This window comes from Bacteroides sp. M10 (assembly GCF_014334015.1).
GTDB lineage: Bacteria > Bacteroidota > Bacteroidia > Bacteroidales > Bacteroidaceae > Bacteroides > Bacteroides intestinigallinarum.
Map to the genome: position 1 here is coordinate 3,840,442 of NZ_CP060488.1, position 15,226 is coordinate 3,855,667.

Genomic DNA, 15,226 nt, shown 5'->3' on the forward strand with positions numbered 1-15,226 from the left:
TCTCATATTAGAACTGTAAATCAATACCAAATGTAAATACTCTACTCTTAGGATAAGCACCCCAATCCAGTCCGGGAGTCATAGGACTTTTGCTGGCTGTACTTACTTCCGGATCATATCCGCTATAGTTGTTAAAGCAGAAGAGATTTTGTCCGGTAGCATATACGCGAAGTTTGGATACATGGAAACTACGAGTCCATTTATGAGGCAGTGTATATCCTAGTGTTATATTCTTCAAACGTAGGAAAGAACCATCTTCTACAAATCGTGAATACACATCGTTTACTACGTATCCATTGTAGCGAGGTACCTTGTTTGAAGCGTTTGTCGGACTCCAACGGTCTGCTACTTCTGCTAATTGGTTTCTACGTTGTGTATTGGTTTGAGTTGCATACAAACGGGTTGCATTATAAATGTCATTGCCGTAATTGAATTGCAACATAAAGCTAAAATCAATACCTTTATAGTTGAATGTGTTAGTGATACCACCATACCATTTAGGCAAAGCATTACCGATAACAGTACGGTCTTTAGTTGTTATTACTCCATCACCATCTTGATCTTTATATTTAACTGCTCCCGGAGACAATCTGTTTCCAAGACTTGGATTGCTTGTTACGCCTTCCTTTAATATTAAAGTGCTGGAACCCGGAACTGAATAAAAATCTGAATATTGATAAATACCATCAAATTCATATCCGTAAATCAGACCAAGCGATTGTCCGACAATAGCCATATAATCATATGAAGTGAAATTGCTATCAAAGCCAGAACGTGCTTGCATGTAGTTTACTCCTGACGCCAGTGACTTCAATGTATTCCTGATGAATGATATATTAAAGTTGGTTTGCCAAGTAAAATTCCGAGTTTGAATATTGGTGCTGTTTAAACTTAATTCAATACCCTTATTTTGAATTTTTCCTACGTTTTGCATTTGTGAGTCAAATCCTGTAATATGTGCCAGTGATTGTGACAATAGCAAGTCTTTTGTATTCTTGATAAAGAATTCAGCGGTTAAATTTAGGCGGTTGTCAAAGAAACCTAAGTCAATACCTAAGTTAGTAGTGTTTGATCCTTCCCATTTCAAATTCTTATTTCTAAGTTGTTTAGGATTTAAAACAGTAACACTACTATTGCCTATACCATATTTATTTGCTTCATATAGGTCCAGAGATAGATAGTTAGGTATATTGTCATTTCCTACTGTACCCCAACCTAAACGAATTTTGAAATTTGAAATCCATTTAATATCTTTCATGAATGCTTCTTCTGATACACGCCACGCTGCAGAGAAAGAAGGGAAGAATCCCCATTTCTTATTTGATGAGAATACCGTAGAACCATCGGCACGTACTGTTGCTGTAAATAGATAACGGTTGTCGTAGTTATAGTTAGCACGTGCATAAAATGATAATAACGTTTTATCGTAGTAAGTACTTTCAACCTTACTTGGAGTTGCACCTAGCCCCATGTTGTCATTTTCCATTTGATCGAAAGGGAATCCCATTGCTTCACCCAACAAATATTCTGTACTTTTGTAGGATACTTCGTGTCCTAGCATGACATCATAATTATGTTTCTTTACCTTTTGTTTCCAGGTTAAAGTATTAAAGTTGGTCCAGCGTACATCGCGTTGCATGGTTGTACGTCCATAAGGTTGTTCACCATTACGATATGCTTCCTTAGAGCCATTTTTGTAAAAAATGTCAGTGCGGCTATTGGTTGTATTATATGTCCCGGCACTCTTAAAAGTAAGTCCTTGTATGATCTGCCAGCTTACAGATGCATTTCCAGACCACATTTCGCCACGTTTATTGTTAGTTACAGATTGAGTTTGCATAACAGGATTAACCTGTGCTAGGCTTTCGCCTGTTTCTAGCATTTCCGGGTCAATGGCCGAATGCAATAATTCTTCGTCGGTTAGCTTATTTCCACCTGTGGGACGTGCGCTAAGTATCTGAGCTAACATATTGAAGCGTCCGGAATCAGCTGTTGTTCCTACACCTTTACGATTAGTTAAAGCATAGTTAATAGTTGCATTGAACGATATATTTTTATTAATCTTTTGATCTATACGAAACTTAGCTGTTGTTTTGTCAAAACCGCTGTTGTTGAAGATACCGTTTTCTACATAGCGAGAAAAAGCCGCATTATATTGTGTATCATTGCTACCACCTCTAAGAGAGAAATTATGATCTTGAGACCAAGTCGGGTTGAAAGTCTCTTCTTGCCAATCTACTCCTTTTACGCCTACATAATCTTCTAATGAATGGTATCTAATTGGTTTTCCGGCATCATCAAATTCTTTGTCAGAAATGTAACTGCTCAAGAGATCATTATTAACTTCACCCTGTAATTTCACAAATTCGTAGGGAGATAATACATCCAATGTTTTAGAGATTTTACGATAACTTGCAGAACCATTATAGCTAATTTGTGGTTTCCCGCTTTTTCCTGATTTTGTTGTAATCATCACAACACCATTTGCTGCACGTGCACCATAAATGGCAGAAGATGAAGCGTCTTTAAGTACTTCAATAGATTCAATATCTGAATTTGATAAATAATCAATGTCGTCTACCTGAAAACCGTCTACAATGTAGAGCGGGCTTGAATCACCTGTCAGACTTCCTACACCACGAATGTTGATGTTGAACCCTGCACCAGGAGTACCATCTGTAGATGTGATTTGCACTCCGGCTATTTGTCCACCTAATGCACCTGCTACAGAACTTGTTTGAAATCCTTCAATATCTTTGGCAGCAACAGAAGCAACAGAACCTGTCAAATCGCTACGTTTCATCGCGCCATATCCAACTACTACTACCTCATCTAGTGCCTGGTTATCTGGAACCATTTTTATATTAATGGATCCTTGACCATTGAATTTTAGTTCTTGTGTTTTATAACCAATGTAAGAGATAGAAATTGTAGCTCCTTTTTTTGCTTTTAGAGTAAATTTTCCATCAAAGTCTGTGATAGCTCCTGTCGAGGTGCCTTTAGCTTGTATAGTTGCTCCAATAAGAGGTGTGTCTGTTTCGTCTACAATAACACCTTTTAAAGTTAATTCTTGAGCATATACGCTGATTGTGACTATCAGTGCTAAGAGGGTGAAATACCCTCTTATGCTTATTGATTTAATTAGATTGTTTATGTTATACATAATTTCTATTTTTAACGTATTAGTATTTAGAAGTTAGGATCGAACCAGATGATTAGCGGGAACACCTGACTACCTTTTTGAGGATCTGCTCCGGTTTTATCGAAAGTCATCTGACCTGTGAATATACCATTAGGATACTCTCCGTCTAAAACCCATTTATTAGGATTCAATTTGAGGGCAAGCCCGTTAGTAGGATCAACATATCCTATAGCATAACTTAAAGTGTTTTTATTTTTCTCTATATTGGCATAATAGGAAATAGCATTCCTGGAACCTGTGTTAACCCCTCTACCAGAGTCTTCTCCGAATTTAGTCCAGAGAGTGTTCAGGAAGTTAGAAGTTTTAGGATCGCCATTGGTAAATGTACCGCTAATTGCCGTATAGTTAAATGAACGTCTGTAGTCTAAAGTGAACAATGATAAAGCTTCCGCATCTATACCTTTAATAATTGGTTTTTCAGAATAAGTACTATTACCAATTGTTTTTGGATTAACTTGGAATACAAATGGATTATATAATACATGAACACCAGCTATAACCAAGTCATAATGTATAAAGACAGGTACTTCCAGTGAGAATTCAGAATCTTTGTCTTCACCAACAGTGGCTGTAACAAAGAAGAATCCTGAACCATTTGTGGCTACTGGATCTGTTGCATCTAATCCTGGCCATATAGCATTTGCAAATGAAATCTTACCATTTTCATCTATTTCCAACTTATCACAGTTCTTTCCGTTTCTGATACTCCATCGTACATTTTTTCCTGTGATATCTGTAGTAGGAGCTTCTATTGTGAATTTACTTAGAATCGTAGCAGCATTGGCTGCTTTATCTACTGTGATTCTAAATTGATTGGCATTGCTTATTGCATCTACCCCAATGTTATTTCCGTAGCGTATGAAGCTAAATTTATTCGGATTATTCTTAACCTTTAAGTTGAATGACGCTTCTTTTGAATTTTTAGTATTAGAGGCAGTCACTGTAATGGTATAGTCTCCGTTTGGTATGGTGTGGCCTTTCTTTGCAGATACTACTCCATTTTTGTCAATAGACAACTGTTTATTTAGATCATCCTTTAATGTGAACGTAATCCCATCTCCTTCAAGTCCTTCATCAGGAGTTACTTTTAATGGTGATGATTCATATATTTCTACATTCACAGGATAGCTAAAGTTTGCTACAGGTACAATTCTGTTTACTACTTTAAGAGTATATACATTGTTAAATGATACTCCATCTGTAGTATATTTATTTGCTACTTTTACAGATATTACATATTCCTGACCTATTTCAAAGCCGTGATGTTTGTCGACAGAGAGTACACCTGTTGTCGGATCAATTTTAATTTTATCCGTTGATGGTTCGATGCTTTCAATAGAATAGGCTATATTTTCCAAAGAGCCTTTTAGCATTGGAGCTTCACTTTTGAAAGTGGTTTCGGGTCCTTCCGCTGTTTCAGCTTCTATCAATCCTTCGTTAGGTTCATAAGTTAATCCTAAAGGTTTAGATGTGACATTGATAGTCAATGCATTCTCAAAGATTCCTTCATCTTCAGACGATGCGCCGGTAGTGAGTTTTAATGAAAGAGTATGTATTCCAGGTGCAATATCGCTTCCTCTTACAATTGTAATTTCTCCTGTTTGGGAGATATTGAAGAATGAAGAAATGTCACTTTTTGCTATTTCATATTTGGTAATAGATACATGATTACCATCAGTCTTAACTTGTGCTGTAGGTAATTCTTCCGTGCTTTCTGCATCTGAAACAATGCTGTATTCTATTTGAATTTCATTAGGTTCTACAGTGATGCCATCCGGTACAGGTTTCATCATGTTTACTTCTACAATATCCTTGTACTCATGATACGAACCACCAGCCATACATGAAATGGAAATTTTATATAAGCCTACCGGTGTGTCTTTTGCACTATTGATTTCAATAGCACCGGTTTCTTTATTGATAATAAAATCACTACCCATATAAGGTTCACCGTTTAATGTGATGCTTGTGATTGTAAAATCGGAAGGAACGCTCCCTTTGTAAGAAGGCTCTGAAATGATCCCGCTCATAGATGGACCTATATCGGTCATGCCTAAATAATAAAGTGCGAAACCAGTAGTGTCAGTGGTATCCTCATCTGAACAAGATGTATAGGTCATGACTAATACAACTGCCATCAAGACACCTAAAAAATGAGAAATGTCTTTTAGTAATTTAGATTTCATATTATATGATTATTAGATTTATTTTGAAGAAAGATCGTACACTGTACCTTTGACTGTGACTTGAATAGATACCCCTTCTGAATGGAATGTTCCAGCCGTTCCATCTTCATTATCAGTAAATTTGGCATCAACTTTCAGCTCCTCCCGTTCTGTATCGTTTTCAAATGGGCAGAGAATTGTTATATAGCGGGTTGCACTGATTTCAATAGGCGTAATTTTAGGCTGACGAAGAGTGATTTGGTAGCCTAGACGTATAGGACCATCTTCTTTGTCTGTGTTTGTAGATACTACATTGGTCACATCTGTTGTAGATAATGCTTTGGCTGTTAGATCTTGACTCGTTTCTGTAAATGTGCCAGCAAAAATATTATTACTAGCAAAATTAGTATATGCCTGATAATACTTATTATTGTTTACAGATGTTTGCAGATTTTTGTCAAATACAGAAGGAGTATCTTTATCACTAAGCAGATGGAAATTTATATTTGTCTTAGTACCAAGCGTAGATGCGCCATAACCTTCGTCTACAATCACAAAGAATTTCTGATTAACAAAGAATACAGTTCTACGGTGGGTGATGTCATCTGATTGTTGGTTTTCCGTAACTAAAATGTCTACATTATTTTTAGTTTCTAATTTGATCATTTTTCCTTCCATTACGCCACCTTGGCCGGTTGGCTTAGCAACTCCAATGGTTTTACTCATAATAGTCATTGTATTATGATTAACAGTTGAAGCGTATTTAGTACGAGCAGCTCCAGTATTGTAGGTAAATACACCTGCATCAGGGAAGAAGTTACGATCTTTGCGGTATAAACCGAAGGTTCCATTGTCAGGTTGGCAGTGCCATTGATTGGTAGGATTGTAGTTGTTCTTTAGAATCATCATGGTTGCATCTTTATCCCAACCGCTGCGTAACATATAATAACCAGAGGTGCTATAAGCTTTAGTTGTGTATGAAGGTTTACTTCCGTTCTTTCCTTCTGTTGCTACCCATAATAGCTCATTATTGTCAGGATACATAGCAGAATATTCCTTTAGCCTATTCAACAAAGTGCTTTTAGAATATGAAGCTGAACGGGTATCATTGAAATTGTCTATGGTATAATTAGGGTAAATCATATCCATAACAAATTCTGTTGCTTTCTTTAGTTTGCTGATGTAGCTGGGAGACAATAAATTAGTTTTGTTGTTAGCTTGAGCTATAAGATATATTTCTCGGAAGTCACTAATGGCAGCAGTATGATAGCTAAAATCTAACTCATATTCCACTCCATCATCATTAAATTGTGTGTCTAATGATTCGTTTAATCCTTGTGTTCCTTCTGTAGCCCATGTTGATGCATTCTTAAATTCCGGCATTAGCATGCCAGCAGTGGCTACGGCTTGATATTGAGAAATTAAGATATTGCCACTTTGATAATAATTCAATCGAATACACTCTACCTCTTTTTCAAATGCAACCAAGAAAGTAGAAAGCCATTCCGGAGTGAAATTTGTGGAATGAATAAAATAGGGCATAATGTCTACTTGGGAAAGAACTCTTTCTGCTACTTGTAGGCCTTTCCATTGATAGTCTACATCATTTTCGGAACCGCCAGCTGGTGGGAATATGGTTCCGGGAGTATATGGGAATGTTTCGATCCAACTGCCGTATGCTTCAATCCATGATTGGATATATTTTTCATCTTTACTAATACGGTATGCTTTTGCTTGGGGAAGCATCCATTGATGGCGATGAAGTTGGTATCTGAATTCTTGCTCTTTTTTCTGTTTATCTTCGTTGGCATTCCAATCTATTTTCTTTGCAGATGCATCATAGAAAGAATAATATGTTTCTAGTTTAGTTACTTCATCTACACTTTCGGCGAATCCTTTTACATAGAAACGATGTTCAAGTGCTTGATCGGCAATGCGTTGATCTTTCTCGGAAATTGTTGGGTTAATCAAGTTGACATTAGGGTTGTTTACGTCTACTCTTGTTCTATAATACTCTAGTAATTCGTTAGCTGCATAATAGTATTCTCCATTTTCATAGAATTTTTTCACTTTCTCTAATCCTGGGTAATCGAGGTTAATGATCTCAAATAACTTTGAGTCTACAACTTCATTAGGTTTGTTTTCAGGAAGTATTTCTACTCCTGGACTAACTTCACCTGTTAATAAGTCATCATCATCATCTACGCATCCGGTAAAAGCAACGGTTGCGAACATACAAATAAAGAAGATGTTCTTCATACTTTATTAGGTTTTAATTATTAAAAGTTATATTTTACTGTTTGCAAAATTAGCTTATTAAATTATAGACTACAGTCTAGCTTGTTCACACTTTGTTCAAAAATGATTTTTTTGATATTAAATTTGTTGAATCATATATTACTTCTGTCTAAAAAGCCTGTTACGGATCTGATAGCAGGCTTTTTATGTATCATAATGTAATCTAATCTACCAGTATTTACAAGGTTGGTTTTGTACATTTTTACCTCCTCTGGTGAATGATTTTTAATCCATAATGATTTTTAGAAGTATGAGGAATCGGAGAAATGATAAAATCTGGCTTTTCTCCTTGGGGGGAAATGAAGACCTCTTCTCCTTTCTTTAAATCAATTTGGAAGGTGTTGTTTGGGAATGATTGTATAGTGAAGTTTCTTTTTCCTTCAAAAATAGGGTTAACTATATCAGTCGTTACAATGCAAGGCTCTCCTGCCAGACTTTTAATATGGATAAATTGTGTCTTTCCTTGCTTTCTACTGGCAGATACTTTAAATGCCCCTTCCGTGCGCAGACCTGAATAAGCAATGTCTTTCCATGTAGCGGGAATAGCTGGGAAAATGCGAATCTTTCCCCCCCAACTCTGTAATATCATATCGTGAATGCTTTGGGCGGCAGATAAAGGTGTCTCAATAACTGGCCCACTTTCTTTATACATAGTCGTCGAACTAAGAAATTTACCAAATAATTTATTTAGATAGGCTAGTGCATCGTCTCCCTTTCCGATAGCAGAGGAAATGGAAGATGCTCCTGTGCATGAGTAACCTAGGAGAGCTGTGGGCTTGCTTTGCCAAAAAGACAATGATTTCTCAATCATTTCAATATCATTCGGTTGTTCTTTATTAATTAAGTATAGAGGATAAATAGCAAGTAAATGTGAATAATGTCTGTGTGAGAAAGCATACGGCATATCTTTTCCGATAAGTAATCCATTCTCGTCTGTGGGGTAAGGAGTCAGTTTAAGAAGCACATTTTTCCATGTCTCAATCAATGAATCTTGGATATTCAGACGATGGGCTGATTCTAGTAGTGTTTGGCATCCCCAACGTAGCAGAGCGAGGTCGAAATTGCAATCTTCCACGGTGTCATATTCGGGGGAGTAAGTTGCTGGGAGATGAAGTTTTCCATCGTCTCCTTCTTTCAGGAAATGCAAATAGTAGTTGATTGATTCTTTTAATAAAGGAAATAATTTATTTCGTAGAATATCATCATCCATTTTATGTCGGTAGATAAGCCATAGGTTGTGACAGGCCCATGGAAGTAGTCCTACTTGAGCTTTGCCTTTTCCTGGAATTCCTACTTCTGTAGTCATACATTCCAAATTGGAAGCAACCCCTATTCCTAATGAGTTATGGCGGTAAGCTTTGGAAATGTTGAGGCGTAACTGATCTATATGATTGTAGAGGGCATTTTCTAAAGAAGCTGCCAGATCTAGATGGTCGGAAGTATTCAGTGCCCAATAGGTAAGTTGAACATTGAGATTCCACCAGACATTCGGCCATGGGGTTTCGGTTAGCCACGGGCCTGTGTTATCTATTAGAGCACGATCACCACGTGTTGCAGAGGCTAATTTATACATCTGTATCCAGTAGAAGTTTTCTTTTTGTGCTTCCGGCAGTGTTATGAAACTACTAGGATAAAAAGTATTCCACCATTTACGATGTGTTTTTTGCATGGATTGATAACCTTTACGTATAGCTTTTCGGATTTCAGCTTTGCATATTTCACTCGAATTGTTTTGAGGATATGTATGTGTTAGGTTTATCCATAAGGTGCGTTCTGTTTCGGGATTATGTGTTTCTTGCCATCCAATGCTCGTTTCTCCTCCTGCCAATAATTTCTGGACAGATAGATTGACTTCTTTCTCATTACTGATTTTTGCTGTCGGATTGAGTTCGTAATCTTTTGGTATTTTATTGGCTTTTCCTTGTCTTTTGAAAATCAAATAACGAGGACTATTAGCTTCAGCTGCTATCCATTCCCATTGGAAGTCATGTTCGTTTCCTTCTGTTGTTGCTTTTACTATTATCATCATTTCATCCGCATGGACAAAACTTCGCAAGTGGATGACTCCTTTAGTTGTCGTAATATCTGTTGAAACTTCAGCATTCCAAAGGTCAAGATGCATCGTTCCATTGATTATTTTGCCCTTAGGATGTAGGGCAAAATGTCCGGTAAGTAGTCTAGGGATTCCGAATACATCTCTTTTAGTGCGGTGATCGTGTACATCACAGTTTCCTGTTTCTAAGCGTATGTAGTTTTCTCCGGGTTCTTTATAGATCATTAATCCTAGTTTCCCATTACCTAAAAAGGCTGAATCATACCAATATTCAGGCAACTTTTCCCATATCATATCTTGTTGACTCATAAATTGGGGCCAGTCAATATCTTGTTTTATAATTGTCGGGTGGGCATTCACAAAAAGAATGCTGGTCAATGATAAAAGTAGGTAGGAGTACAATTTGTTTAAAGAATTCATAGTATACTTTTTTTGTTTTTTAATTAATGATGATCTCTCTGCAAATATATGGAGTATGACAATTTTACGACTATTGGTATTGTTGAATAGTCTTTCATTTTTGTCTAATGTTTTTGTTTGTATGGGGTAAAGAATGTATTTCTTCTTTAAAGGTTGAAGATTTTCGGGAATTAGCTTTCAGTATTCATTATCTAGAATATTACTCCTTTTAGATACAATAATGATCTTATTGGCTACTTTTAAGTAATAGCTTCCCTATTGATATTTATTTCATTGCCTAATGAGTTTTCGTTTGACTTAAGTCGAACGATAGTTTAACTAAAGTCAAGCTTTCGTTCAACAACTGTCAAACGAAAGCTCGCTTGGTAATAAGATAAATAATGCTAATAAGAGGATAAATTGAAAGCTGCATAGTAATGTATTATTATCAGTAATAGCATTTTATGTTCTTTTCCGAACCGAAATGAACATAAATCTCAAGCCAGCAGATTCATATTCGGAATTCAATGATTTATCCTTTTATTTTCTTAATATACTCCGTGGGTAAACATCCGAAATACTTCTTGAAACTCGTAGCAAAATAAGACGGTGTATTGAATCCTACCATTGTACTGACTTCTGCTATTGTATAGCGGCCATCCTTGAGTAACTTTGCTGCTTCGTTGAAACGGATCTTTCGTATAAAATCGATAGTCGATTCGCCTGTGATAGCTTTCAATTTAAGATGCAGGTTAGAACGACTCATATTCATTTCTCTGGCAAATTCGTCAGTAGAGAATTCAATATTATCCATGTTTTTTTCTACAATAGCTACGGCACGTTTCAGTAAAGCTTCATCCATGGCGTTAAACGTAATCTTTTCCGGTTCCACTTCCAGAGATTTGGAATACCGTTCAAGCATACGTCTACGGGTACGCATCATATTCTGTATCTTCGTAGTCAGGATAGCAAGTGAGAATGGTTTCGGGATGTAATCATCCGCACCCATTTGCAGACCTTCCATCTGGTCTTTGACTTCGCTTTTAGCAGACAGGATAATCACGGGAATATGACAGGTACGGATATTTTGCTTCACATTCTTACACAGTTTGATACCATCCATCACAGGCATCATGACATCAGTTACAATGATGTCAACTTCATTGTCTTTCAGTTTTTCCAAGGCTTCTTCACCATTCCCGGCTTCCAGCGTATTGAAGAGTTCTGCAAGTCCGCTGCTAAGATAATGGCGGATTTCATTATTGTCTTCTACAATAAGAATAGTGCCACGCTTCTTGTCGCCGGCTTCGATCGTTTCGTTCTCGACCTTTTCCGTATCAATGAAATACATTTCTTTCGAGTTGGTGGAATATACCTGACCTTCCTCATTCAGAGTGTCATTAGAAGCCAACTCGGAGGATTTATAGGTATTTATGTCTTGTGGCAGATAGACAGAGAAAGTACTGCCTTTACCCTCTTCACTATCCAGTTCGATACGACCATGGTGCAATTCTACCAAACGTTGTACCAGTGAAAGACCGATACCACTTCCTACATGCTCACTCTCTATCTGATAAAAACGTTCGAATATTTTTCCCTGTTTGTTGATAGGAATGCCAATACCAGTGTCACTAACTTGCAGTACCAGCCAATTATTTTCCTCTTTCAATGTCACAGTGATGCTTTGACCGCTTTCCGTATATTTAAAAGCATTTGAAAGCAGGTTATTAACAATCAGTTCCAGATAATTAGGATCAAAAAGTTCCTCTTTATCTTCCAATTCGGAATGGAGAGTATAAGTAATCTTTTTGTGGCGTGCCAGTTTATCATAGAACAAGAAGTTATCTTGTATTAGTTGATGCGCATTCTCTTTCTTTACTTTCAGCTCGAAAACTCCCAATTCGGCACGGCGATAATCCATCAATTGATTGACAAGATGCAGCAGGCGATTAGCGTTGCGTTGGATATATTCCAACTGATTACGAGTCCAGCGGTCACTGATCTTATTGATTATTTCTTGTAGAGGAGCTAAGATAAGAGTCAACGGCGTGCGAAGCTCATGGGAAATATTGATGAAGAAACGCATCTTCATCTGGTTGATTTCTTCTTGATGTTCCTTATCCCTGCGTTCAATCTCCAACTCTGCCTCCATGCTTTTACGCATCCAGAAGAAGCGGAAGACGAAAGTGATAAAGCCGATAAAAATAGCGAGGAAAAGCACGATTGCCCACCAGGTCTTGTACCATATAGGGAGAACAATGATTTCTAACATCGTAGGTACAGTGTTCCATTTCCCGTCACTATTAGCAGCTTTTACCAGAAAATGATAAGTGCCTTGCGGCAAGTTGGAATAGGAGACAGCACGTTTGTCTGTCAGATAATACCACTCTTTATCATATCCTTCCAATTTATAAGCGAAAGTATTGTGTTGACCTGAAATATAGTTGGATACCACAAATTCAAGTGTAAAAGCCGTTTGCCATGATTTTAGCGTGATACTTTTTGTTTCATTGATATTCTTAGTCAAGATACCGGTTTCATCATCCGGACGGACTGTTTTGTTAAACAGTTGAAGTTTAGTGATAACTACCGGAGGAGTGTAAGGGTTGTCCAGTAGGAGTTCCGGGCGGAAAGTTGTGATCCCGTTGATACCTCCGAAGTACATTTGCCCGTTAGAGGTGCGGCAGAATGAAGATGTATTAAACTGATTACTTTGCAACCCGTCGGATTCTGTAAAATTGCGGAACTTCTCTGTCTCCGGATTGAAACAGGAGATACCACGGTTGGTACTTACCCAGAGACGTCCGAAAGTATCTTCCAGAATACCGTAAACCACATTATTGGGTAAACCGTTAGCAGTTGTATATCGTTTGATTTTCTTCTCTTTTTCATTAAAACAGTAGAAACCTTCACGTGTACCTACCCAAATGATGCCATTGGCAGCTTCATAAATGCAATTGGTAAACATCTTTGTTACAGATGATTCCGGAAGGATAGGGGCTTTTTCTATTTCGATCCCTTCCTGCTGAAAGACTGATATACCTTCTTCACCACCAATCCAAAGACGTTTACGAGAATCTCTGAACAGGATTGTGATTCGTTGTGAAGTAAATGGCGTACCGTCTTTTTCTTTATCTATGGTGGTGAAGCTCCGTTTCTCCGGATTAAAACTAACCAGTGCACTTAAAGTTCCTAATAAGATACTACCTTCCTTGTCAGGAAGAATGGCATACACATTTTCATTGACCAACTGGCTATTCAGCTGATTGAAACTTTCCATTTGTCCACTGTTGCGGTGGAGAACAGTCAGACCACCGGCATGTGTTCCTATATATACAAGTGATTTTTGTTCGTCTACATATACGGCTTTGATATTGTTGGAACCAATACCGATTTCCCGTTCGTCTTCCTGCAGGATATAGTGTGTAAACTGTTGTGTCTTTGGATTATATAGATTCAATCCACCATCATTTGTTCCTATCCATAAGTTCTTATTCTTATCTTCGGTAATGCAACTGACTACGTTGTCACTTAAAGAATTCTTATATGGAATACGTTGGATATTCTTGAATCTGTTGCGGATCGGATGATAATAGTTTAGTCCTCCGAAATATGTTCCAAGCCACATTCCGCCCTGCGAATCCATAAAGATACTGCGGACCGAACGCTGTGACAGACTGCCGCTTTCTACCGGACTGCTGCTGTAAGAAACGAAAGAATCGTTTCCTTCATGATAAATGTTTAGATCATTGAATGTTCCTATCCATAGGCGATTTTGCGAATCCAATGCCAGAGAACGGATATAATTGGAACTGATACTTTTAGGATTGGAAGAAGAATGATGATAAGCCTTGACTTCTTGTGTTTTCGGGTTAAATAGAAGTAGACCGGCTCCTTCGGTAGCTATCCAGATGCGGGTAGGAGATTGTTGCAAAATGGCTTGAATCTGTTTAGTGCCCGTTATCGGAGTAATTCTTTCCAGTTTCTTTTGAGGAATGGAGTAGCTGTAAAGCCCGTCAACCGGGGTGCCGATATAGATAATATCGTCCTGCCTGTAAAGAGCAGAAGCCACTATCTTATGCATAGCCGTACTAAAAGAATCATCAACGAATCGTGATTCTTTAATATCGAACATAGTCAGACCTTCCTGTGTACTTATGAGCAGTTGTTCCGGTGAGATCTCCGCAATACCGTTGATTTGCAGCTTCTTCCCCTTCTTTTCGTAGAAGAAATTTCTGAACTTATCCTTCTCCTCATCATAATATGACAAACCATCCCGCGTGCCGATCCAAACCCGTCCCTGACTGTCAGTCTTTACGATTCGCGAAATGTCATTAGCGATGCTGTTCGGATCATCTTCATTGTGCTGATAAACTGTAAATGAATACCCATCGTACTTGTTAACTCCGTCATAAGTTGCGAACCACATATTGCCTCGTTGGTCCTGATCGATAGAGAATACAGTACTTTGTGACAATCCTTCATTAATAGAGATATAGGAGAAGTTGATTTGCTCCGGAATATCAGAAAAAGCATAATTAACCCCTGCGCATAGAAAAAGTAGACAGATTGCTATTTTGTTAAGGCTGCTCATTATTAGTTCATAAGATTAATAATGGCATCAAAGATAGTGAAATCTTTGATATACCCCATGAATTGGCTGGAAAACTATACAATCTTTCCGCCCCGCGTCAAATGTCTTTTTTCATAATGAGGTGATTCTCATTGTCGATACGTTGGTAAGATATTTCGTTCATAATGCTTCGTATGAGGAATATTCCCAGACCTCCGATTGGACGTTCCTCCAAAGAAAGTGTAACATCTACTTCATCTACTTGTGTCGGATCAAAAGAGGCTCCCTTGTCCGTTAATAGGAAAACAAGTTGTTTTTCGCTGTAAGTTACTCTTAATAGGATGGTGTGTTGCTCTTGAGTTGGATAGGCGTACATAATAATATTGGCTACGGCCTCTTCCAATGCCAGATTGATATTCATTGTCGTTTCAAATGACAAAGAAAGTTCCTCTCCCAGTTCTTCGATGAAACTGGCTAAAACTGAAATTTCATTTAAATCGTTTGAGATCTTAATTTCTCTTTCCATAATGATATGT

General features: G+C 37.7%; 6 protein-coding genes. All 6 read right to left on the reverse strand.

Annotated elements, in window-relative coordinates; translation table 11 throughout:
- Positions 1–7 precede the first annotated feature (7 nt).
- The gene (locus tag H8796_RS13690; RefSeq protein WP_117931960.1) at positions 8–3,163 is read right to left on the reverse strand and encodes a TonB-dependent receptor; all 3,156 of its coding nucleotides are present in this window, start codon (positions 3,161–3,163) and stop codon (positions 8–10) included.
- Between the two features lie 26 nt (positions 3,164–3,189).
- Positions 3,190–5,388, reverse strand: a complete 2,199-nt coding sequence (locus H8796_RS13695; RefSeq protein ID WP_117931962.1) for a surface glycan-binding family protein — start codon at positions 5,386–5,388, stop codon at positions 3,190–3,192.
- A gap of 18 nt (positions 5,389–5,406) precedes the next feature.
- The gene (gene hepC, locus H8796_RS13700; protein ID WP_032846261.1) at positions 5,407–7,626 is read right to left on the reverse strand and encodes a heparin-sulfate lyase HepC; all 2,220 of its coding nucleotides are present in this window, start codon (positions 7,624–7,626) and stop codon (positions 5,407–5,409) included.
- Between the two features lie 241 nt (positions 7,627–7,867).
- Positions 7,868–10,138: a glycoside hydrolase family 95-like protein gene (locus H8796_RS13705; RefSeq protein ID WP_117931963.1), complete on the reverse strand. Its 2,271-nt coding sequence runs from the start codon at positions 10,136–10,138 to the stop codon at positions 7,868–7,870.
- A gap of 511 nt (positions 10,139–10,649) precedes the next feature.
- Positions 10,650–14,711 (reverse strand): two-component regulator propeller domain-containing protein, encoded by a 4,062-nt coding sequence (locus H8796_RS13710; protein WP_117931965.1) that lies wholly within the window; start codon positions 14,709–14,711, stop codon positions 10,650–10,652.
- 97 nt (positions 14,712–14,808) lie between these two features.
- Positions 14,809–15,216: an ATP-binding protein gene (locus H8796_RS13715; protein WP_004325354.1), complete on the reverse strand. Its 408-nt coding sequence runs from the start codon at positions 15,214–15,216 to the stop codon at positions 14,809–14,811.
- Positions 15,217–15,226: the final 10 nt, after the last annotated feature.

Excerpts from the sequence above, each read along its gene's own strand:
- hepC (WP_032846261.1), bottom strand. The coding sequence starts at position 7,626 with ATGAAGAACATCTTCTTTATTTGTATGTTCGCAACCGTTGCTTTTACC.
- H8796_RS13695 (WP_117931962.1), bottom strand. The coding sequence starts at position 5,388 with ATGAAATCTAAATTACTAAAAGACATTTCTCATTTTTTAGGTGTCTTG.
- H8796_RS13715 (WP_004325354.1), bottom strand. The coding sequence starts at position 15,216 with ATGGAAAGAGAAATTAAGATCTCAAACGATTTAAATGAAATTTCAGTT.
- H8796_RS13705 (WP_117931963.1), bottom strand. The coding sequence starts at position 10,138 with ATGAATTCTTTAAACAAATTGTACTCCTACCTACTTTTATCATTGACC.
- H8796_RS13690 (WP_117931960.1), bottom strand. The coding sequence starts at position 3,163 with ATGTATAACATAAACAATCTAATTAAATCAATAAGCATAAGAGGGTAT.
- H8796_RS13710 (WP_117931965.1), bottom strand. The coding sequence starts at position 14,711 with ATGAGCAGCCTTAACAAAATAGCAATCTGTCTACTTTTTCTATGCGCA.